At 72.0% G+C, this 21409-nt stretch carries 14 protein-coding genes; 6 read left to right on the top strand and 8 right to left on the bottom strand.

Going from position 1 to position 21409, the window contains the following annotated elements; translation table 11 throughout:
• The first annotated feature begins 82 nt into the window (after positions 1–82).
• Entirely contained in the window at positions 83–1978 is a 1896-nt protein-coding gene (locus tag HCC78_RS03560) for a cache domain-containing protein (RefSeq protein WP_172327428.1), read from the top strand.
• Between the two features lie 42 nt (positions 1979–2020).
• A complete protein-coding gene (locus HCC78_RS03555; RefSeq protein WP_172327427.1) occupies positions 2021–2248 on the top strand; it encodes a sulfurtransferase TusA family protein in 228 nt (75 codons plus the stop codon).
• A 6-nt stretch (positions 2249–2254) separates the two neighbouring features.
• On the opposite strand, the gene glp is transcribed toward HCC78_RS03555, so the two are convergent.
• From glp to HCC78_RS03520, 7 genes are all read right to left on the bottom strand, one after another.
• Positions 2255–4387, bottom strand: coding sequence for a gephyrin-like molybdotransferase Glp (glp, locus tag HCC78_RS03550; protein WP_172327362.1), 2133 nt, complete (start codon positions 4385–4387; stop codon positions 2255–2257).
• Positions 4384–4875, bottom strand: a complete 492-nt coding sequence (mobB, locus tag HCC78_RS03545; protein WP_172327361.1) for a molybdopterin-guanine dinucleotide biosynthesis protein B — start codon at positions 4873–4875, stop codon at positions 4384–4386. Before mobB ends, glp begins: the two co-directional genes overlap by 4 nt.
• Positions 4872–5516 (bottom strand): molybdenum cofactor guanylyltransferase MobA, encoded by a 645-nt coding sequence (gene mobA, locus HCC78_RS03540; protein WP_172327360.1) that lies wholly within the window; start codon positions 5514–5516, stop codon positions 4872–4874. Before mobA ends, mobB begins: the two co-directional genes overlap by 4 nt.
• On the bottom strand, positions 5513–6376 hold the full coding sequence (locus HCC78_RS03535) for a formate dehydrogenase accessory sulfurtransferase FdhD (RefSeq protein WP_172327359.1): 864 nt from the start codon (positions 6374–6376) through the stop codon (positions 5513–5515). Before HCC78_RS03535 ends, mobA begins: the two co-directional genes overlap by 4 nt.
• Positions 6377–6607: 231 nt before the next feature.
• Complete coding sequence (locus HCC78_RS03530) at positions 6608–7693, bottom strand: tryptophan 7-halogenase (protein ID WP_172327358.1); 1086 nt, start codon at positions 7691–7693, stop codon at positions 6608–6610.
• Positions 7683–9917, bottom strand: a complete 2235-nt coding sequence (locus tag HCC78_RS03525) for a LodA/GoxA family CTQ-dependent oxidase (protein WP_172327357.1) — start codon at positions 9915–9917, stop codon at positions 7683–7685. Before HCC78_RS03525 ends, HCC78_RS03530 begins: the two co-directional genes overlap by 11 nt.
• A 60-nt stretch (positions 9918–9977) precedes the next feature.
• Entirely contained in the window at positions 9978–11354 is a 1377-nt protein-coding gene (locus HCC78_RS03520; protein WP_172327356.1) for a hypothetical protein, read from the bottom strand.
• A 347-nt stretch (positions 11355–11701) separates the two neighbouring features.
• Here HCC78_RS03520 and HCC78_RS03515 point away from each other — a divergent pair, with 347 nt between their 5' ends.
• A complete protein-coding gene (locus HCC78_RS03515) occupies positions 11702–14095 on the top strand; it encodes a penicillin acylase family protein (RefSeq protein WP_172327355.1) in 2394 nt (797 codons plus the stop codon).
• 6 nt (positions 14096–14101) lie between these two features.
• Here the strand turns inward: HCC78_RS03515 and HCC78_RS03510 are convergent, their stop codons facing one another.
• Positions 14102–15022, bottom strand: a complete 921-nt coding sequence (locus tag HCC78_RS03510; RefSeq protein ID WP_172327354.1) for a LysR substrate-binding domain-containing protein — start codon at positions 15020–15022, stop codon at positions 14102–14104.
• Positions 15023–15239: 217 nt separating this feature from the next.
• On the opposite strand from HCC78_RS03510, the gene HCC78_RS03505 reads away from it, so the two are divergent.
• The 3 genes from HCC78_RS03505 (at position 15240) to HCC78_RS03495 (ending at position 21207) form a co-directional block, all read left to right on the top strand.
• Positions 15240–16508, top strand: coding sequence for an FAD-binding oxidoreductase (locus HCC78_RS03505; RefSeq protein WP_172327353.1), 1269 nt, complete (start codon positions 15240–15242; stop codon positions 16506–16508).
• A 1641-nt stretch (positions 16509–18149) separates the two neighbouring features.
• Positions 18150–19538 carry a hypothetical protein gene (locus tag HCC78_RS03500; protein WP_172327352.1) on the top strand — a complete coding sequence of 463 codons (1389 nt, stop codon included), beginning with the start codon at positions 18150–18152 and terminating at the stop codon, positions 19536–19538.
• A gap of 25 nt (positions 19539–19563) precedes the next feature.
• Positions 19564–21207, top strand: a complete 1644-nt coding sequence (locus tag HCC78_RS03495) for an NAD(P)/FAD-dependent oxidoreductase (protein WP_172327351.1) — start codon at positions 19564–19566, stop codon at positions 21205–21207.
• Positions 21208–21409: the final 202 nt, after the last annotated feature.

Here is a 21409-nt window from a genome sequence, read left to right as displayed (position 1 = left end):
CAGCATAGCGGGCGGGTCCCGCCCGGCGCTGCCCGTCCGGCTGCGGCTGCTGATCCTGGCGCTCGCGCCGCTGGTCCTGCTGATGCCCTTCCTGCTGCTGCTCGGCATGACCCGCTGGACCGGGGATTACGACAAGGTGCTGGCCGCCAATGTCCAGAGCGACCTGCGCATCGCCGAGCAGTACCTGTCGCGTCTGCTCGCCCGCACCGGGGACGAGCTGGGCGGGGTGGCGGGCTCGCTGGCATTCTCCCGCTCCTTCGCCGGCGAGGTGCCGGATCCGCCGACGCTGGCGGAGCGCCGCGCCGCGCTCGGGCTCGATTTCCTCTACTACCTGCCTGCCGGGCAGGCGGCGGAGGCGGCCGCGCGCTGGCCGGTTATCGCCGCCGCGCTGCAGGGCCGCACCGGAACCGCGATCGACGTCTTTCCGCCCGCGGTGCTGGCCGCGCTGCCCGGAGACCTGCAGCGGCGTGCCCGGATCGAGCTGATCGAGACCAGGGCCGCGCTGCCCGACACCCGGATGGCGGAAGACCGCGGCATGGTGGTCCATGCCGCCGCCCCGGTTGACCTGCCCGGACATGGCGGGGTGCTGGTGGGGGGCATCCTGCTGAACGCAAATCTCGGCTTCATCGACGCGATCAACGCGCTGGTCTATCTCAATCCGGTGACCGGCGGCGCGCGGCAGGGCACGGCGACGCTGTTCCTCGGCGACGTGCGGATCTCCACCAATGTCCGGCTCTTCGAGGATGTCCGCGCGCTCGGCACCCGCGTCTCCGCCGAGGTCAGCCGCGCTGTGCTGGACGAGGGCCGGACCTGGCTCGACCGCGCCTTCGTGGTCAATGACTGGTACGTCTCGGGCTACCTGCCGCTCGACGACAGCTTCGGCAGGCGCGTCGGCATGCTCTATGTCGGCATGCTGGAAGCGCCCTTCGCCCGAGCCAAGCGCGATGCCTACCTGTGGATGCTGGCGGCCTTCGCGGGCGTGCTGGCGCTTTCGGTGCCGGTCTTCCTGGCGCTGGCCAAGGGCATCTTCGCGCCGCTCGAACGGATGACCGCGACCATGCGGAAGGTCGGGCAGGGCGATCTTGCGGCGCGGATCGGCCCGGTCGGCGCGCGGGACGAGATCGGCGAGGTGGCCGCGCATTTCGACGGGCTGCTCAGCCAGGTGCAGGACCGCGACCGCAAGCTGCGCGCCTGGGCGGAGGAGCTGGAGGACCGGGTGGAGGCGCGCACCGCCGAGCTGCGCGACGCCAATGCCCGGCTGGAGGAGACCTTCCGCCAGCTGGTGATGAGCGAGAAGCTGGCCTCGATCGGGGAGATCACGGCCGGCGTGGCGCACGAGATCAACAACCCGGTGGCGGTGATCCAGGGCAATGTCGAGGTGATCCGCATGGAGCTGGGCAGCGATGCCGCGCTGGTGGAGACCGAGCTGTCGCTGATCGACGGGCAGGTGGCGCGGATGCAATCCATCGTCGGCAAGCTGCTGACCTTCGCCCGGCCCTCGGATTTCTCCGGCAGCGGCGGGACCGCCGACCTGGCGGCGGTGGCGGCAGATGCGCTGCTGCTGTCCGAGCATGCGCTCGGCAGGGCGGGGATCGAGGTCGCGGCGGATCTGCCGGCCCTGCCGCATGCCGCGATCGATGCCGGCGAAATGCAGCAGGTCGCCATCAACCTGATCCTCAACGCGGTGCAGGCGATGGCCGGGCCGGGACGGCTGGAACTGTCGCTGGCGGAAGAGATGCGGGACGGCGCCGCGGGGATCGTGCTGCGGATCCGGGACAGCGGGCCGGGGATCGCGCCCGAGGCGCTGCCGTCGCTGTTCGATCCGTTCTTCACCACCCGCCGCGGCGAGGGCACGGGGCTGGGCCTGTCGATCTCGCAGAGCATCGTGCAGCGCGCCGACGGCATCATCGCCGCGGCGAACGCGGACGGCGGCGGCGCGGTCTTCGCCGTCTGGCTGCCCGCCGCGCCGCCGGGCTGAGCCGGGATGGACAGGCGCCGGGCCACGGCCTATCACGGGGGCATGGACTGGGATCTGGACCTCGATGCGCGCGGGCTGATCTGCCCGCTTCCGGTGCTAAAGGCGCGCAAGCGCCTGTCGGGCATGGCGGCTGGCCAGGTGCTGCGCCTGCTGGCCGACGATCCGGCGGCCGTGGTCGACGTGCCGTTCTTCTGCAGCGAGGCCGGGCACGAGCTGGCCGGGACCGGCGAGGAAGGCGGCGCGCAGGTCTACCTGATCCGCAAGGGCTGATCCCGCTCAGCCCAGCCCGAAGGACGCATAGGGGATGTAGCGCACCGGCGTGCCGGGACCGACGTCGGCGGCACCGTCCGGAAGCTCCACCAGCCCGTCCGCCCAGGACAGCCCGCTGATCCGGCCCGAGCCTTCGGAACCGAAGACCTCCGCCCGACCTTCGGAATCCATCCGCGCCCGCAGGTATTCGCGGCGGCCGGGCTTCTTGCGCTTGGAGAAGGCAGCCGGGACCATGAAACCCTGCGGCTCGCACCAGCCCGCCCCCGCCATCAGCGACAGCGCCGGGCGGGCGAAGACCAGCGCGCAGACCAGCGCCGCCACCGGGTTGCCGGGCAGCCCGAACACCGGCACGCCCTGCCACATCGCCAGCGCCAGCGGGCGGCCCGGCTTCAGCGCGATCCGCCAGCTCGACAGCGTGCCCTTGGCGCGCAGCAGCGCCGAGACATGGTCCTCGTCCCCCGCCGAGGCGCCGCCGGAGGTCAGGATCACGTCCGCCGCACGCGCGCCCTCGTCCAGCCGCGCCGCGATCCGGCCCGGATCGTCGCGGACGTGGCCCAGATCGACCGGCTCGCAGTGCCAGCCTGCCGCCAGCGCCAGAAGCATCGGCCGGTTGGCATCCCAGATCTGGTGCGGCTCGGCCGGGTCCGCGGGCGACGCGACGATTTCGTCGCCGGTGGAGAGCACGCCGACGCGCAGCCGCCTGCGGACGCGAAGCTCGGCAATCCCCAGCGCCGGAGCCAGCGCCAGCTCCGGCGCGCGCAGCCTCTGCCCCGCCGCCAGCGCGGGCGCTCCGGCCGCCACGTCCTCCCCCGCCCTGCGGGTATTGGCGAAAGGTTTCGCCGGGCCGTCGAAGACGACGGTGGCGCCGTCCGTGGCGGTGTCTTCCTCCAGCACGACGGTATCGACCCCATCGGGCAGGATCGCGCCGGTCAGGATGCGGATGGCATGGCCCGGCGGCACCGGGAATGGCCAGGGCTGCCCGGCCGCGGCCCGGCCCGCAAGCAGCGGCAGGCGCTGCACGCCCGTCCCTGTGGCGGCATGGGCGAAGCCGTAGCCGTCGACCGCGGAATTCGGCATCGGCGGGTTGGAACGGCGCGCGGCCACGTCCTCGGCCAGCACCCGCCCGGCCGCCTGCGCCACCGGCAAGGTTTCCGTGCCGGTGACCGGGTGCAGCGCGGCGCGCAGCCGAGACAGCGCCTCCTCCACCGGCACCCAGGCAACGCCCTGCGGCATGGCAAAGCAGTCGTCGCGCAGCCGCGGCGGCATCAGCTCCGGCGCGGCGAACGCCCCCCGCGCGGCAGCGCCGATCTCCGCCTCGTGGCCGAGCCCGAGGATCCAGCCCTCCTCCTGGTCGCCCTCCCGGGACATGGCATCGAGCCGCCCCGGACCCAGCCGCGCCAGCGCGCCGGCAAGGATGCGCACCTGCGCGCGGTCCTTGATCTCACCTGGTTGCGCCAGTTCGGCCACGGTGCGGGCGATCAGCGAGGGGAAAAGCTCCACCAGGGTGACGGGCGCGTCATGGGTCTCGAAGGGCCGCACGGCGAGGTCGCTGCCGAAGCGCTGCCGCAGCGCCTGGAGCCGGGCGATGCCCAGCAGCGCCTGCGAGCCGACCGAGCCGGTGGTGTAGAGCTTCCAGCAGGGCTGGGTGCTTTTCAGGCGCTGCTCGCACCCACGGCGCTCGGCCTGGCCATGGCCCTGCCGCGCGGTGCCTTTCGCGGGCAGGCGCGGGTCGTCCACCGAGGCCGGACAGCCCCAGAACGGGCCGATGCCGGGGAAGAGCCCGTTCAGTTCGGCTGCGGCCTGCCAGCGGTTGTTGGCATTGTCCGGCCCGTCCTCGATCCGCGCCGCCATCGCCGTCCAGAGCGCCAGCGGGTCCTCCGTGCCGCAGACCGCCCGGGCGAAGCCCGCCGGATAGGCGAAGGGAAAGTCGAACCCGGCCAGCACCCGGCGGCCGGCGGCAATCTCGGCCTCGAACAGCGCGGCGAGCGCCTCCGTGGCGTCATGGCGGGTGCGGTGGTAGCTGGCGCCGACCGTGCCGTCCCGCGCGGTGCCGATCCAGATCGCGTCCTTCGAGGGCTTGGCGGGCGAGGGCGAGGACGCCCCGGACCAGTCGATGACGGCAATGGTGTCGAAGTTCAAAGGCCGGCCTCGCGGAGGATGAACGCGGCAATTCTGGCGGTGTCGTCGAGATGGAATCGGGGCAGGGCCGTCGGCACGCCGCAATCCGAGGCCACCGCGCGGATCGAGGTGTTTTCCGGCGACAGGAGCGGCCGCCCGGTGGCGGCGCGGTGCGCCTCGATCTTGGGATGCGGCGCGCCCTTGTAGCCCTCGATCAGCACCAGATCGACCGGCGAGAGCCGCGCCAGAAGCTCGGCCAGCGGCGGCTCCGGCGCGCCGCGCAGCTCGTGCATCAGCGCCCAGCGATGCGGCGTCGACAGCAGCACCTCGCGCGCGCCGGCCACGCGGTGGCGGTGGCTGTCGCGGCCGGGCTGGTCGATATCCGCTTCGTGATGGGCGTGCTTGACGGTGGAAACGCTGACGCCGCGGGCAGTGATCTCGGCCACCAGCCGCTCCATCAGCCCGGTCTTGCCGGAATTCTTGGTCCCGGTGACGCCGTAGATCCTCACGAGGCCAGCTCCCGCGCGCGGACCAGATCCTCGGGGGTATTCACGTTGAAGAACGGGTCGAAGGGCGCGGCCGGGAAGACCGCCTCGCCCGCGCCGTGCCGGTCGGTCCAGAGCACGACCTTGCGCAGCCCCTCCTCCAGCGCGGCCCGCAAGTCGTGGCGCAGCGCGACCGGCCAGAGGCCGAAGGTCGGATGGCGGTTCAGCTTGCCGCCGGATTTCAGCACGGCGCCGCCGTCGCGCGGCGTGCAGGCCAGCGCCAGCAGGTGCGGCCGGTCCTCGGCCGCCAGCAGCAGCTGCGGAACCAGGTCGCAGGGAAAGAACGGCGTGTCGGCGGCCACCGTGACGATGCTGTCGGCCCCCTGGTCTGCCGCCCAGTCCAGACCGGCGAGAACGCCCGCGAGCGGTCCGGGGAAGCCCGGCACCGTGTCCGGCAGGACCGGCAGGCCATAGGCGCCGAAGCGCGCCGGATCGCCGTTGGCGCTGAGCGCGAGCTCCGCGACCTGCGGCTCGATCCGGTCGATGATGCGCTGCAGGAGCGGCGCGCCGCCGATTTCCAGCAGGCCCTTGTCGCCGCCGCCCATCCGCGTGGCGAGCCCGCCCGCGAGGATGACGCCGGAGGGCTGCTGCAGCCGGCGGCTCATGACGCGGCCTTCCGGCGCGCGCGCCCGTCTTCCTCTGCCACGGCCGACGGATCGGCGTCGCGCACCAGCCGCTCCTCGCCCGAGAGGCAGACGAAGCGCTGGCCGCGCAGCCGGCCGATCAGCGTCAGTCCGACCTGGCGGGCGATCTCGACGCCCCAGGCGGTGAAGCCCGAGCGCGAGGCCAGCACCGGAATGCCCATCAGCGCGGTCTTGATGACCATTTCCGACGTCAGCCGCCCGGTCGTGTAGAGGATCTTGTCCTGCGCGCCGATCCCGTGGCGGAACATGAAGCCCGCCACCTTGTCGACCGCGTTGTGGCGCCCGACATCCTCCATGTAGACCAGCGGCCGGTCCTGGCGGCAGAGCACCGTGCCATGGATCGCGCCCGCCTCCAGGTAGAGGGACGGCGTGGTGTTGATCTCCTTGGCCAGCGCATAGAGCCAGCTGGTGCGCAGCTCCGCTGCAGGCAGGACCAGCCCTTCGAGCCCCTCCATCATGTCCCCGAAGACGGTGCCGACGGCGCAGCCCGAGGTGCGGGTCTTCTTCTGTACCTTCTCCTCGTAGGAGGTCTCGCGCGCGGTGCGCACGACGACAGTCTCGATCTCCCCGTCGTAGTCGATGCCGGTCACCACGTCATCGGCACGCAGCATGCCCTGGTTCCTGAGGAAGCCGAGCGCCAGGTATTCGGGATGGTCGCCGATCGTCATGGCGGTGACGATTTCCTGGCGATTGAGGTAGATCGTCAGCGGCCGTTCCTCGACCACGGCGATTTCCGTTCCGGCGCCGGTCTGGTCGGTGCCGCGGATCCGCCGCGTCAGGCGGGGGTCTCCGGGCTCGGGGAGCAGCGGCAATTCGGGCATGGATCGGTCGCCTCCTCTGACCAGCGCGAGCGGCATCTTGGGGCGGGTTCCGGCGGGTTGCAAGGGGGCCGACCCGGCGGTCGAAGAAGGCCCGACCCGGCTGCCGCTGCGCGCCACTCCCGGCCGGCCGCGGTCGGGCCAGCCATGACCTCCGGGCGGCGGCGCCTCATGGCTCCCGGAGCATGGCCCGCCGGGACGAGGCCGCGGCCGGTTTCGCCGGGATGGCCGCGCTCAGGCAGGGGCGGGCATCGCGTGGCGGCGCCAGAACGGCGAATCCGGCCAGCGGCGCTCCTGCGCGTAGAGATCCGCGCGCTGCTCCAGGTAGCCGCGATACTCTGCCAGCACCTGTCCGGCATGGCGGAGCAGCGCCTGCGGGCCGCCGTCGAGCAGCGCCTCGGCCGCGGAGATGCCCGACGCCAGCGCCTTGTGGATCCCGGCCGAGGAGAGCGGATCGAAGCTGCAGGCCGCGTCGCCTGCCGCCGCCCAGTTCGGTCCGGCGGGCGGATCGGTCAGGGCGGACCCGGCCGCGGCCATGGCGAAGCTGCCCGGAACGAGCGCGGCGCGGGCCAGCCGGGGCGCGATCAGCGCGGTGCCTGAAAGCGCATGGGCCCAGCCGCGCAGGCCGGCGAGACCGGCCGATTTCGAGATCTGCGGATCGGTGCCGAGCGCGGCCACGGCCTCGCCGCCCGGGATTGCCGCAGCGTACCACCAGCCCTGCGGCGCCGCCTCCAGCCAGGTGCTGCGGCCGAGCGCCTCCGGATCGGAGCAGAACCGCGCCCAGCAGACGCCGAGCCGGCCGCCGGACTGCCGCGCGCTGCCGCAGGCGCGGGCCAGCACCGCGCTGCGCCCGGACGCGTCGACATAGGCGTCGGCGGCAAGGCGCTGCCCCGCGGCCTCGACCGCCTCGATGCGGCCGCCGCATGCCCGGACCGCGGTGCAGCGGCCGCGCACCGGAACGGCCCCGGCCTCCACCGCCCGGCCAAACAGCATGCGGTCGAAGGCCCTGCGGTCGAGATGCCAGCCATGGCCATGCGGCGAGGTCAGGAAATCGTTGTGCCCCAGCCGGTTGCTGCCCCAGAGCGAGCGGCTGCCGAGACAGGGCAGATGGCCCTGGGCGGCGAAGGCCTGCTGCACGCCGAGCCGGTGCAGCAGCAGGTTGGTGTCGGGCGGGATCGACTCGCCGATCCGGAAGTCCGCGAAATCCGACGGCTCGACCATCGCCACCCGGGTCATGCCGCCGGCCAGCAGCGCCAGGGCGGCGGCACTGCCGGCCGGGCCGCCGCCGACGATGACGGCCTGCCAGCGCTCAGCTGTCATCGGCAGGCTTGGCGGTGTCGGGATAGACCTTGTCGGTGGTCAGGATCGGCCAGGGCTGCGACCAGTCCGACGGCCCGGCCAGGAGGCTCTGCACCTCCAGGAACAGGTCGTCGTTCTTGCCCTCGAATCCGGCGATGGCGGGCCCCTGCATCACGACGCCGATGTTGAACCAGTTCGACAGCATGTCGAGCCGCACCTGGTAGCGGCCGACATTCTCGGTCGCCGCGCTGCCTTCCAGCGTGTCGCCGCTTTCCACCTGGGTGCCGGTGCCGCGCACCGAGAAATGCTGCTCGCCGAAGAAGGCGTTCCCGTTCGCGACGTAGTCGTCATAGGTGTAGACCGAGACCGGCCGCTGCGCGGGCCAGGACCAGAACAGCGTGGTGTTGGGCACTGGCTTCTGCGGGTTCGGGCTGGGCGAATGGGTGGCGCAGGAATTGTAGTCCGTGTGCCAGGGCAGGGCCATGAACTTGCAGAGGTCGCCCGGCTCCACCGGGTTCTGCACGGTCCGGTTGGGGGTGTAGCCCACGGTGAGGAAAGGCGTCCCGGACGCGGCGGTCCCGTAGTCGAGCTTGCGCGCGCCGATCCGGAACGGGCCGGTATCGGCATCGGTCCAGGACTGGTCGTAGAGATAGGGGTCGCGGACGATGAAGGTCAGGTCGATCCCCGGGCTGAACCGCCCGCCGAGCAGGTTGGTCAGCGTCACCTTGTCGAGCTTTTCGCCCTCGGTCAGGCTCTCGGCGGCGTCGTCATAGGTGCCCGCGAACCACTGTTCGAGGAAGAAATACTGGGTCTCGGTCACCGTCAGGAAGGACGCGCCGGTATCGCCGAGCGCCAGCGGCATCAGCGGCGCGCCGGTCTGCAGCTCGTTGCCGCTGCCCGGCGCGGCGCTGGGATTGCGGATGAAGCTCTTGATGTTGAGGAATTTCGACGGCTCGTCGGCGGCGGTCACATTGCTCAGCCGCTGGTGCACGCCGATGCCCTTCTGGTTCAGGTCGGTGGTGAACATCTGCAGATGCGCAGCGCGGAACATGGTCCAGACGCCCTCGGTGAAGGGCACGACATAGCTTTGCTCGTAGCTGCCCTTGGCGGGGTCGTAGATGCCGGTGTCGAGCGCCAGCTCGGGCGCGCGCAGCCAGGCGTTGTAGACCTCGTCCCAGATGTTGACGACATTGCGGACCTGCGGGGCATAGGCCGGGTCGGCACAGATGCACCAGGCGGGCACCTCGATCAGCCGCGTGCTGCCGTCCCCGAAGGTCAGCGCCGCCTGCACCGGCCCGTCGCCCGCATCGTCGAACCAGCCGTTGTTGTCGATGTCGCTGTCGAGCGGGAAGGGCTCGGCCGGGGTGCCGGGGGGCACCGCGCCGCCGGGGTTGTTCTCGTTCTGCATCCAGCCCGCGGCATAGCCCGGCGACCCGATCACCAGCAGGCGGCCCTGCGCGTCGGTCTCCATCCCGCCCATGCTGCCCAGCGACGGCCCGGCCGGCTGGTAGAGTCCGGAAAAGGCCTGCGCGGGGAACTGCACCGGGTAGGAGACATCCTGCACCGTGCCCGTGCCGTCGAGATAGCGGCAGGGCGTGGCGGCGTCGAAGCCCGCGCGCGTCCCGGCGCCCTGGCTGGTGCAGATCACCTTCGGCCCGGCATCCAGGACCAGAGATTTGAGCCGCATCGGATCGGACAGGTCGACCTGGTCCGGGGGCAGCCCGTCGCCGCCGCCTGCCATCGGATCGGCATCCTTGCCGAAATTGCCGTTGCGCACGTTCGGCGTGGCGCCGTTGAAGTAGTGCGCCATGCCGCCGACGCCGAAATTCGCGTCCGGGTTGGACGACTGGTCCTCGGCGGGGTTCTCGGGGATGATCCAGTTGTTCGCCTTCTTGTTGGCCATGTGGACCATCCAGGCGATGCTTTCCACGGTCTTGCCGTCGACCTGGCTGCCGACCGTCACCTCGGTCACATTGCCCTTGTAGGGATAGGTGCCGTCAGGCGGCGGATCATAGGCGAAGATGCGGAACCTCTGGGCATGAGGCTTCAGCGCGCCCTGCGCGTCGCGCAGGTCGGCGTCGGAGATCGGATCGGCTTCGGTGCCGGGCCGGATCGGCAGCCCGCCCGAGATCGGGCTGTCCGGCCCGGGCATCCCGGCCGAAGTCTCGGGCGACAGGATGAAGTCCGGGGAATTGCCGACGCGGGACACGCCGATGGACGGATGGATGCGAAGCGTGGTGGCCATTGGGGAAACTCCCGAAATCCGGTCGGGGCGCCGCCCGCGCGGCCGCGCCCGCTGCGCCGCTCACTTGGCGGCGGTGAAGGTCTTTTCGTAGATCTGCATCAGGAAGTGGCTGAGATTCAGGATCGACGGATCGAGCGGCGTGATCGCCGGGTCCGAGGGCTGGTACTGGATCGTGTTGTGGCACGAGAAGCAGTTGTCCTGCGACGCGCTGGTCTGGGTGAAGGTCTCCACCACCGGGTTCGACAGCAGCGTCGAGCCGATCAGCGCGTCCTGGAAGGTGGTGTTCACCTTGCCCTTCGACGGGTCCGAGGCGTCGTCCTTGACCGACCAGACCGCGCCGACCTCCTCGTAGCCCTTGGCGGGATTGTCCGAAGGCAGCGTGGCGGCGGCCGAGGCGTTGATCTGCAGGATCGCCTCGGCATTGTCGTCCGGCGCAGGCGGCGAGCCGGCCTCCAGCGAGCCCTGGGCGTAGATCTGGCAGACCTGGGTGGCCAGGGCGAGCTTCTGGGTCGCGGCATCGAGCTTCTGGACCGGGATCTGCGCCTGGTTGCAGTCCGCCAGCGTCGTGCCGCCCGCATAGAAGGGCGTCGAGCCGGCCGAGACCGGGTCTCCGGGCTTGACCGACCCGTCCTGCGGCACGACCGGCGCGAGGCCCGAAGGCGAGAAGCTGGCCCAGATCGCCTCGGCATGGCCGTTGACCCAGCCGACGACATGCAGCGCGACCAGCGCCACCTGCGCCTCGGCATAGGTCGGGTCGGGCGGCACGCCGATCACCTGCTTGCCGACATGTTCGAACGTTGCCAGCAGCGGGATCTGCGCCTTGCGGACATAGGCGCCGGGGACGGAGAAGCCGTCATCCACGACCGCCCAGGCCGCCTTGTACTCGATGTCGCCGATGGTAAAGAGCGGGCTGGGATCGGCGCTGGTCGCGGCTTCCAGCCCCGCCGCGGTGTTCCAGTCCTTGGCGAGGATCTCGTCATACATCTGCGGATTGACGTACTGGCTGAAATAGATCGCCCTGTGGTTCTGCGCGACGAGGAAGCCGTCCGTCCCCGCCTGGGCGATCGAGTCGATGGCGTGGTCCTCCTTTCCCACCCTGAGCTTCAGCACCGGCGTGCCGGGGGCACCCGCGCCGGAATAGGAGCCGCCGATGGTCTGGTCCTGGGTGGGGAAGCCTTCGAAGCGCAGCGCGCCGTCCACCTCCTCCATCGACCACAGGAAGGCATTCCACGCCCAGGTGTGGAACTGGCAGAAGCTCTTGGTGAAATCGCCCTTCGCCAGGATGGTGGGGTCGGGGATGCCCTGGCTGATCCAGTCCGGCGGGATGGCGCAGCCTTCATCCTGCGCCAGGACCGGGGCCGCAGGCAGGGCGATGATGCAGGCGGCGGCAAGTGCCCGCCGCAAACGGGGGTTCCGGACAATCTGGAGGGAGGTCATATGCGACTCCGCGAAAAGGAACGGGGAGGACTCCCCAAGGCCAACTGAGCTGCCATCGCTAAAAAATCACCGGGCCCGGACCCAGCGGCCCGTGGCAATATGTTTCGACGCTAGGCCCCAGATTTCGCCATGTCCACGATTCATTGGTTAAATTTTGGACACTTTTCGCCCAGATGCGGCCGGATTGAAGCTTTTTTCTTGCCACGGAAGTGCCGCGCGCCCCAGCCGCGGCGATCCTGAAGATGGCCCGCCTTGATTCCGGTCAAGGTGCAGCCGCGCGGCGGCATGGGAGGCTGGGACCGGAGATCCCGGCCGGGACGCATGGAGGGCCGGGAAAGGAGGACGTCATGCGCAGGGCCGCCACGGCACTCGCCCTTCTGGCTGCGGCCGCGGGCTTGGCAGGCGCCGCCGCTTGGGTGCTGCTGCAGCGCTCGCTGCCCGATTACGGCGCCGAGCTGCAGGTGGCCGGGCTCGCGGCACCGGTGGAGATCCGCCGGACCCCGGCGGCCGTACCGCACATCTTCGGGGAAAGCGACGCGGATGTCTTCTTCGGGCTCGGCTATGCCCATGCCCAGGACCGGTTCTGGCAGATGGAGTTGTTCGGCCGCACCGCGCAGGGGCGCCTTTCGGAACTGCTGGGCCCGGCGACGCTGGACGCGGACGAGCTGCTGCGCCGCTTCGGCCTCTACGGCGCCGCCGAGAGCTCGGTGGCCGTGCAGTCTCCCTACACCCGCCGCGCGCTGGACGCCTATTCCGCCGGGATCAACGCTCGCCTCGCAGAGGTGCCGGACTGGGGCGGGGCTGCGCCGGAATTCCTGCTTTTCCCGGCGGAGATCGCGCCCTGGCGCCCGGCGGATTCGCTGGCGGTCATGAAGCTGCTGGCGCTGCAGCTGGCCTCGCATGTCGACCGCGAGGTGCTGCGCGCCCGCGTCTCCGGGGCGGTGCCGCCGGAGCGGCTCGCGGACATCCTGCCCGACGATCCTGCCGGAGGGATCGCGCGGATGCCGCGACATTCCGATCTCTTCCCCGGCCTGCCCGGGCCCGGCAGCCGCGCCGCCCTGCCGGTGCCGAGCCTGTCGCTTTCGGCCTCATCGAATGCCTGGGCGGCGGGACCCGGACGGTCGGCCAGCGGCATGCCACTGCTGGCCAACGACCCGCACCTGGATTTCACCGCGCCCTCGGTCTTCTATCTCGCGAGGCTGCAGCTGGCGGCGGGACCGGCGATCGGCGCGACCATCCCGGGGCTGCCGGTGATCCTTTCCGGGCGCAACGCCCGGCTCGCCTGGGGGCTTACCGCGGCCAATGCCGACGACCAGGACGTCTTCATCGAGAGGCTCAACCCGGAAAACCCGCGCGAGGTGCTGTCCGGGACCGGCCATGTCCCGCTGCGGATCCGGACGGAGATGGTGCAGGTCCGCGGCGGCGATCCGGTGCAGCTGGAGCTGCAATGGTCGCCGAACGGCCCGGTCATTCCCGGCCGCTACCACGATCTCGCCGCGGTCACGCCCGCGGGCCATGTCGCGGTGATCGCCAGGACCCTCTACGATCCGTCCGACACATCGATGACCGCGGTCCACCGGCTGATGCAGGCGGGATCGGCCGCGGAAGCGATCGGAGCGATGGAAGGCTTCGTCGCCCCGGCCCAGAACCTGATGCTGGCCGATGGCTCCGGCATCGCGCTGCAGCTGGTCGGGCGGGTGCCGAAGCGGCGGCCGGGCCATGCCACGCTGGGCCGGATGCCCGCGCCGGGCTGGGTGGAAGAGAACCGCTGGGACGGGATGCTGGACTATGCGCGCAACCCGCGCTTCGCCGATCCCGAAAGCGGCATTCTCGGCAACACCAACAACAAGACGGTCGACCGGCCGTTTCCGTGGCACATCTCCTTCGACTGGGGCGACACGCAGCGGATCCTGCGACTGCAGGACGTGATGGCCGCGCGGGGGCGGCACGACCTGGCGAGCTTCGCGGCGGCGCAGGGCGACGCAGTCAGCGTCCCGGCGCAGGTGCTGGTCCCGCTGCTCGCCCGGACGCTGGGACCGCTGGAGGGCCCGCAGGCCGAGGCGATGGCGCTGCTGTCGGCCTGGGACGGCGCGATGCTGCCGGACCGTCCCGAGCCGCTGATTTTCGCCGCCTGGATGCGGGCGTTCCAGCAGGCGCTGGCCGGGGACGAGCTCGGGGCTCTGGCCGGGGAATTCACACATGCGAATCCGGTCTTCCTGGAGCGCGTGCTGCGCGGCACCGGCGGCGCCGCGGCCTGGTGCGACGACATCTCGACGTCCCGGCCCGAGACCTGCGCCGATGCCGCCGCCGCGTCCCTTGGCCGGACGCTCGACGCGCTCGCACGCGACCCGGGCGGCCCGCTGGCGGAGATGCGCTGGGGCGGCGTCCACCTGGCGACCCATGACCATCCCGTCCTCGGCGGCCTGCCGCTGCTCGGCTGGGCCGTGAACCTGCGCCACGCCTCGGGCGGCGGCGACAACACCCTGCTGCGGGGACTGACCAGGGGCAGCGGCCCGGATCCGCTGCAGAACCGGCACGGCGCGGTCTATCGCGAGGCGATCGATCTCGGCGATCCGGAAAGCTCGGTCTTCGTGATCTCCACCGGCCAGTCCGGCCATCCTCTGTCGCGCCACTACCGCGATCTCTCCGCGCTCTGGCGCGAGGGCCGCTACCTGCCGATGGCGCTCGATCCCGGCAGCGGCGGGCCGGGAGCGGCCGTCACCCGGCTGCTGCCGCGGTAGCCTGCCTCAGGGCGGCGCCCCTCCGGACAGGGCGCGGCGGTCGCGGCGGGCTTCCTCGGCCAGCCAGGCCATGAAGGCGCGCGCCGCGGGGGAGACGGTCCGCTCCTCGGGCTGCACCATCCAGTAGCTGTCCGATGTCAGCACCGGCCCGCCCAGCGGCTCCACCAGCTCGCCGGAGGCCAGCTCCGCCTCGACATAGGAGCGCGGCACGACCGCCAGCCCCAGCCGGTTGCGCGCGGCCGCGATCAGCATGCCGCTCTGCGGGAACCGCGGCCCGCGGATCGCCCCGCGATGCGACAGGCCCGCGCCGCGCAGCCAAGTCAGCCACAGATCCGGGCGGCTGGCATTCTGCAGCGTCGGGAAGGTGTCGAAATCCAGCACGCCCCGCGGCGCCCCGCCCGGATAGACCCCCGGCGCCGCGACCACGGCCAGCTGCTCGCGGAACAGCTCCTGCGCGCGCGCCTTCGCCCAGGTGCCCCGCCCGCGCAGCACCGCCAGGTCGACGCGCATCTCGGAGAAATCCGGATCCTGGGTGGCGGCGTGCAGGTCGACCACCGTCTCGGGATGGCCGGCGAGAAAACCCGCCAGCCGCGGCGCGAGCCAGCGCGAGGCGAAGGTCGGGTGGACGCAGACCGTCAGCGCCTCGTCCAGCGCCGCGCCGCGCACGCAGTTCACCGAGGCGCGCTCCAGCCGGTCCAGCGCCTCGGTCACTTCCTCCAGATAGGCACGGGCGGGTTCGGTCAGGACCAGCCGGGAGCCCATGCGGTCGAACAGCCGCACGCCGAGCAGGGATTCCAGGCTGCCGATCTGGCGGCTGACGCCGCTCTGGGTGATCGCCAGATCCTCGGCGGCCTTGGTGAAGCTCATGTGGCGCGCGGCCGACTCGAAGGCCAGCAGGGCGGAATGGGAGGGAACGAAGCGGCGCATTGGCCCTTTCCGGCATGACAAAAACTCAGGACGCGCGGAGAATTTCAGGAGTTCGCCCGGAACGCCAGCTCTGGCAAGCTGAATCAGGGCGTCCGGTGCGCTGGCTGCCGAAAACACGTGCAAACAAGATCCACCGCCCCGCGGCGCGGCCGCCGCAGGGCACATGAGCCCCGCTCATGGCATCGGCGGCCGCACGGGACGGAAGGCAGGGAGACCCATGAAGGAGAGGAACACCAGGCATGTCGTGGTGATCGGGGGCGGCATCGTCGGCGTTGCGGTCTGCCGCGCGCTGCTGGCCGACGGACACCGGGTCACCCTCGTCGAGCCGGAGGCGCCCGGCGGCGCGCAGGCCGCGAGCTTCGGCAATGCCGCCTTCCTAAGCCCCGCCTCGATCGTGCCGATGTCGATGCCCGGGCTCTGGCGGCAGGTGCCGGGCTACCTTGCCGACCGCCGCGGCGCGCTGACCGTGCGCTGGCGCCACCTGCCGCGGCTGCTGCCCTGGCTGGCGAAGTTCCTCGCCGCGGGCCGGAGCCGCGCCAAGGTGGAGCGCACCGCCGCGGCACTTGCCGGGCTCCTGCGCGGCGCGCCGGACCGGCATGCCGCGATTGCCGCCGGGATCGGCGCGCCGGAGTTCATCCGCCGTACCGGGCTGCTCTACCTCTATGCCGACCGCGAGGCCCATGGCCGCGACGGGCTGGGCTGGGAATTGCGGAGGATGAACGGCGTCGAGATGGAAGAGCTCGGCCGCGCGGAGATCGAAGCGAGGGTGCCGGGGCTGGCGCCGCGCTACGGCTTCGGGGTGCTGCTTCCCGGCGGCGGCCACTGCACCGATCCGGGCGGCTATGTTGCCGCGATTGCGGCCTGGTGCGGAAACCGCGGGATGGCGCGGGCGGCCACCCGCGCCACCGGGTTCCGCCGCGAAGGCGGCCGGATCGCCGCGGTCGAGACCGCGGAGGGCGAGATCGCCTGCGACGCCGCCGTGCTGGCCGCGGGCATCCGCTCCGCCCGCCTTGCCGCCGCCTGCGGCGACCGCGTCCCTCTGGAGGCCGAGCGCGGCTACCATGTCGAGCTCTCCGGGCCGGTCCCGGAGCTGCCGGTTCCGGTGATGCCGCAGGACCTGAAGGCAGGGATCACCCGCACGGCAAGCGGCCTGCGGATCGCGGGCCAGGTGGAATTTGCCACCGCCGATGCCGCCCCCGACTGGGACCGGGCCGAGATCCTGCGCGAGGCGCTGGTCTCGTGCTTTGCCGGGCTGGAGACGGCGGCCGTGACCGAAACGCGCTGGCAGGGCAACCGGCCCTCCACCCCGGACGGGCTGCCGGTGATCGGCCCTGCCAGCGGCTGCGCGGGGGTCTTCTACGCCTTCGGCCACGGCCATATCGGCCTCTGCTCCGCCCCGGCGACAGCCGCGCTGGTCGCCGACCTGATCGCCGGGCGGGAGCCCGAGATCGCCGCGGCGCCATTCTCCGCCCGCCGCTTCGCCTGAAGCAGGCTCCGCTGCAACCTGGCCAAGGGAGAGCATCGATGCCCCGGCAAGCCCTGCCAATGGAGGCTGCCCCGGCCCGGCGCTCCGGCATGCCCATGGCAGGGCGGCGAGGCCCCGGGCACAGGCCCCCGCGGCCGCCTGAATCCAGCGCAGAAGCCGGATGCCCGGCACCCGTTCCGCGCGTTCCAGGCGAAGGGGCACCGGCAGGTGGCGATCGGCCTCCCGCTGGCGGACAGGACCCCGCCGCAGGGTGCGCCGGAGGCCCGGAGCGCCAAGCAGTCCAGTCTCCGCGCGCCGCAACTGCCGGGCCGGTTGCAAGGACCGGCCAGTTTGAAGCACCTTGGGATTGGCCGTCACCGCACGGATGGAACCGACGAGACCGTCCGGCATCGCACCGCAACCCGCGCGCCAGCCGCCGCGAGCCTGCACAGACCGAAGCTCTGCCGGCGGACCGCGTTGCCATCGTCACAGGGGACGCCCTTGGCCCTCCTCCGGCCTCTGCCAGCTGCCGCGGCGGCCCGTCCCGACGGGACATGGAAGGGACGGCGCAGAGCGTCGCGGCGACCTCCTGCGCCGGGAGTCCTGCCGAAAGCGGTTCCGGCATTCCCGCTCCGGCCAGGACGATTGCTGGCGCCGGTTGCCGCCAGCCGCGCGGCATCTGCGCCGGGGCAGTCGCGCGGCCGCCGGAATCCCGCCGCGACATCGCAGCATCCAGGGTCATTCCGGCCCTCTTCCGGCCGACGGAGTTGCAGCGCGGCCCATGCGGCGCCCGGCCTGCCGCCCGGACCTTCGCGCGGAACGCTTGCAGTATCCCCGCCGCGGGCGCGGCGATCGCGGCTCCAAGCGCAAGCAGGCGGCAGGCCGGAGCATCTATGGCCACAGCGCCATCCCGTAGCCATTGCGATGGCCGCTCCGCGGCCCGGATTCCGGCCAGATGTTTCTGCACCCGGCGCAGCACGGCATCGGAACCTGCGGCTGCTCGCTGCCCCGTCCGTCCGGCACGCAGGCGGTCGGGAGCGAGATCGTTGCCCGCACGGCCGGCCGCGGCCCGGAGGCAGGAGGCTTTCCGGCAACGCTGCGGCGAGGACCGCAGATCTTCCGCGCCATGGAACGGTTTTCGGCCCGATGGACCAGCGCGCCGACCGGCAAGCGTCGGCTGCGCGGCGCACGGGCGGTCCGCGGCCACATCGTTTCCGGCACGGCGGCCGGCCGGAACGCGTGCGGCCCCGCGCCGGGACCGGGAGGAGGCATGCCGCTGCCCTCCCGCCCGGCAAACCGGTGCCGCCCTCCAAGAAAGGAAGCGGCCTGCCCGGCGGAACGTGCAGGATGGCCATGGTGCCGCGCCCGCCCCCCTTGCAGCCGAAGGTCCGGGCCGCCTCCCGGCGGAGCACGTCTGCCATGACGGCCATGCCACCGTCCTGCAGCACTGTCCTGCTCGCCTGCGGCATGGTCCGCGGAACGCTCCGCGAGGCGCACGCCGCAGCCCGCGCGGCAGGAAACGCGGCTGCGGCAGTGCCTCCCGGAGCGCCATTCGGCATTTCGCCGGTCTTCCGCATGTCCTACGCTCCGGCCTGCGCGGCGGCCGCGTTCCCCATGTGCCGCGCCGCCGTCCGTACCAGTCCGAGCACGAGAGAGTGACCAATGAGCGACGCCGCCGCCCCGTTCCGCCAAGCCGCCATGCCCGCCGTCGCGGCGATGCAGGCCGGCATCATCCTGTGCCTCGTGGCGGGCGCGGCAACCGGGCGGGCCTGGCTCGGCGATGCCTCGGCGGGGCTGGCGCTGATCTGGATCGCGACCCAGTGGACGCTGCTGATCCCGATGGCGCGGCTCTTCGTGGCGCTGGCAGCCGCAGGGGTGGCAGCCGCCGCGGTGCTGCTGCCGGACGCGTTGCCCGGACTGTGGCGGGCGGTGGTCCAGGGCACGGGATTTGCCGCGCTGATGATGGTGCTGGGGTTCCTGCGCCAGCCGGTCAAGCGTGCCGCGCTGACCCGCGATGCCGCGGGCTACCTGCTCGGCCTGCCGCCCGGGCGCCGCTACGGCGCGGTGCTGTCCGGCGCGCAGGCGATGGCGCTGATGTTCAATGTCGGCATCATCCCGATGATCGGCGACCTGACCGAGCCCGCGGACGGCCGAGACGCGCGCGCGGACCCGGCGCGGCGCGCCATGGTGGCGGCGGCGATGCGCGGCGCGGCGCTGGTGACGATCTGGTCGCCCCTGTCGCTGGGCTTTGCCATCGTCACCACCGGCCTGCCCGCGCTGGAGCCGTTGCGGCTGATCGCCATCGCCTTCGGCTTCACCATGGCGATGCTGGCCGCGACGGCGCGCTGGCCGCTCCTGCCCGCCGAGGCCCGCCCCGGCCGGGATGCAGGCCCGGCAGGGCAGGGGCGTGCGGCCGCGCTGGCGCTGGTGCTGGCGGCCAGCGCAGGGCTCCTGGCCGCGACGATCCTGCTGCACCGCGCGACCGGACTCGGCTTCACCCTGACGGCGGTCACCGTGCTGCCGGTCTTCACCCTTGGCTGGCTGGCGCTGGAAGGGCCGCGCGGAAGCTTCGGCCGGAGGCTGGGCGAGGGGCTCGCCGCGCTCGGCGACCTGCGCTCGGAAAGCGCGCTCTTCATGGCAGCCAATGTCATCGGCGCCGCGCTTTCGGCGGCGATCCAGGCCAGCCCGCTCTGGCCGCTGCTGATGTCCGGCGGCTTCGCCTCTCTGCCGGTGCTGCTGGCGGCCTTCGCCTCGATTCCGCTGGCCGCCTCGCTCTACCTGCCCAACAGCATCTTCGTGGTGATGGCCGCGCAGGTGCTGGGGCCGACCGCTCTGGGGGAACACCATCCGACCGCGCTCGGCCTGGCGCTGTGCATCGGCTGGGCGGTGGCGATCTGCGTCAACCCGATCAGCGCGATGACCCTGATCACCGGGCGGCTCTGCGGCGTCTCCGCGGCGCGGGTCGCCCATCGCTGGAACCTGCGCTTCGCCCTGGCCGTGATGGCCTGCGGCGCGCTCCTGATCGCCGCCGTCTACCGGGCCGGCGGCTGACCCCCGTCCCCAGAGGAACCCGCCCATGTCCGACCTGTCCGCCTTCGGCCCCGACTTCCCCTTCGCCCATGACGGCTGGATCACCCATCCCGCCGGGCTGGGACAGGTGCCGCGCGACATGGCGGGCACGCCGGTTGCGGTGATCGGCGCGGGAGCCGCCGGGATCATCGCCGCCTACGAACTGATGAAACTGGGGCTGCGCCCGGTGATCCACGAGTCGGGAAAGTTCGGCGGGCGGCTGCGGTCCGAAACCTTCGAGGGTTCCGACGGCATCGTGGCCGAGCTGGGCGGCATGCGCTTCCCGGTCTCCTCCAAGGGGTTCTACCACTATCTCGGCCTGGCCGGCTGCGAGACCCGGCCCTTCCCGAACCCTCTGACCGCCGCGGCGGGCTCCACCGTCGTCGATCTGGAGGGCGAGACCCATTTCGCCCGCACGCTGTCCGACCTGCCGCCGCTCTATGCCGAAATCGCCGCCGCCTATGACGCCGCCCTGGCCGAGCAGGCGGCCTTCCCCGAGCTGCAGGCGGCGATCCGCGCCCGAGACGTCACCCGGATCAAGGCGATCTGGGATCCGCTTGTGAAGCTCTGGGACGAGCGGACCTTCTACGATTTCATCGCCGGGTCGCGCGCCTTCCAGAGCCTCGGTTTCCGCGCCCGCGAAGTGTTCGGACAGGTCGGTTTCGGCACCGGCGGCTGGGACAGCGATTTCCCGAACTCGATGCTGGAGATCCTGCGGGTGAACCTGCTCGGCCTCGATGACGAGCAGCGCTATGTGGTCGGCGGGGCGGAGCAGGTGCTGCACCGGCTCTGGCATGCGGCCCCGCCCTGCGCGCACTGGCCGGAGGGCACGACGCTGGCCTCGCTCAACGGCGGCGCGACGCGCAGCCGGGTCACCCGGCTGCACCGCGCGGGCGAGATGATCGCCGTGACCGACCAATGGGGCAACGAGCAAAGCTATGCCGCGGTGCTGGCCACCTGCCAGACGCACCTGCTGACCACGGCGATCGACACCGAGGAGGAGCTCTTCGGCCAGAAGCTGTGGATGGCGCTCGACCGGACGCGCTACATGCAGGCGGCCAAGACCTTCGTGATGGTGGACCGGCCGTTCTGGAAGGACATCGACCCGGCGACCGGTCGGCCGCTGCTGTCGATGACCCTGACCGACCGCCTGACGCGGGGGACCTATTTCTTCGACAACGGTCCGGACCGCCCGGGCGTGATCTGCCTGAGCTATTCCTGGATGACCGACGCGCTGAAGGTGCTGCCGCTGCCGGAAGAGAAGCGGGTCGAGCTGGCGCTCAAGGCGCTGGCCCGGATCTATCCCGGCGTCGACATCGCCTCGCATATCCGGGGCCGCCCGATCTGCGTCAGCTGGGAGGCGGATGCGGATTTCCTGGGCGCCTTCAAGGGCGCGCTGCCCGGGCACTACCGCTACAACCACCGCATCTACGGCCATTTCATGCAAGCGGACCTGCCCGCGGCGGAGCGCGGCCTGTTCCTGGCGGGCGACGGCGTCAGCTGGACCCCGGCCTGGGTGGAGGGCGCGGTGCAAACGGCGCTGAACGCGGTCTGGGGGATCATGGCGCATCTCGGCGGCGGCAGCCACGCGGAGAACCCGGGTCCCGGCGATCTCTGGGCGGATTGCGGCCCGGTGCAGCTGCCGGAGTGACCGGCCGGGCGGCGCGGCCCCTGCCGATCCGCGCTGCCTCCGGCACCGGCCCGGCATCGGCCGGGCCTGCCTCTTGATCCGGCATGGCTTGCCGGACAAGGAGCCCCTGCGGCCCGCCGGCACGGGACGCGCCTCGACCTCAGGAGGCTTTGCCTCGTCAAGGGACCGGACCGTCCTCGGAAACGGGGACCTGCCGCATGCA

The sequence above is a fragment of the Mangrovicoccus sp. HB161399 genome, from assembly GCF_013184745.1.
In the GTDB taxonomy this organism is placed as follows: Bacteria; Pseudomonadota; Alphaproteobacteria; order Rhodobacterales; family Rhodobacteraceae; genus Mangrovicoccus.
Note: the sequence above shows the minus strand (reverse complement) of the source record. Positions and strands in the feature narration are given on the sequence as shown.

Excerpts from the sequence above, each read along its gene's own strand:
- HCC78_RS03560 (WP_172327428.1), top strand. The coding sequence starts at position 83 with ATGCCCTTCCTGCTGCTGCTCGGCATGACCCGCTGGACCGGGGATTAC.
- HCC78_RS03555 (WP_172327427.1), top strand. The coding sequence starts at position 2,021 with ATGGACTGGGATCTGGACCTCGATGCGCGCGGGCTGATCTGCCCGCTT.
- mobA (WP_172327360.1), bottom strand. The coding sequence starts at position 5,516 with ATGAGCCGCCGGCTGCAGCAGCCCTCCGGCGTCATCCTCGCGGGCGGG.
- HCC78_RS03535 (WP_172327359.1), bottom strand. The coding sequence starts at position 6,376 with ATGCCCGAATTGCCGCTGCTCCCCGAGCCCGGAGACCCCCGCCTGACG.
- HCC78_RS03530 (WP_172327358.1), bottom strand. The coding sequence starts at position 7,693 with ATGACAGCTGAGCGCTGGCAGGCCGTCATCGTCGGCGGCGGCCCGGCC.
- HCC78_RS03525 (WP_172327357.1), bottom strand. The coding sequence starts at position 9,917 with ATGGCCACCACGCTTCGCATCCATCCGTCCATCGGCGTGTCCCGCGTC.
- HCC78_RS03520 (WP_172327356.1), bottom strand. The coding sequence starts at position 11,354 with ATGACCTCCCTCCAGATTGTCCGGAACCCCCGTTTGCGGCGGGCACTT.
- HCC78_RS03515 (WP_172327355.1), top strand. The coding sequence starts at position 11,702 with ATGCGCAGGGCCGCCACGGCACTCGCCCTTCTGGCTGCGGCCGCGGGC.
- HCC78_RS03510 (WP_172327354.1), bottom strand. The coding sequence starts at position 15,022 with ATGCGCCGCTTCGTTCCCTCCCATTCCGCCCTGCTGGCCTTCGAGTCG.
- HCC78_RS03505 (WP_172327353.1), top strand. The coding sequence starts at position 15,240 with ATGAAGGAGAGGAACACCAGGCATGTCGTGGTGATCGGGGGCGGCATC.
- HCC78_RS03500 (WP_172327352.1), top strand. The coding sequence starts at position 18,150 with ATGAGCGACGCCGCCGCCCCGTTCCGCCAAGCCGCCATGCCCGCCGTC.
- HCC78_RS03495 (WP_172327351.1), top strand. The coding sequence starts at position 19,564 with ATGTCCGACCTGTCCGCCTTCGGCCCCGACTTCCCCTTCGCCCATGAC.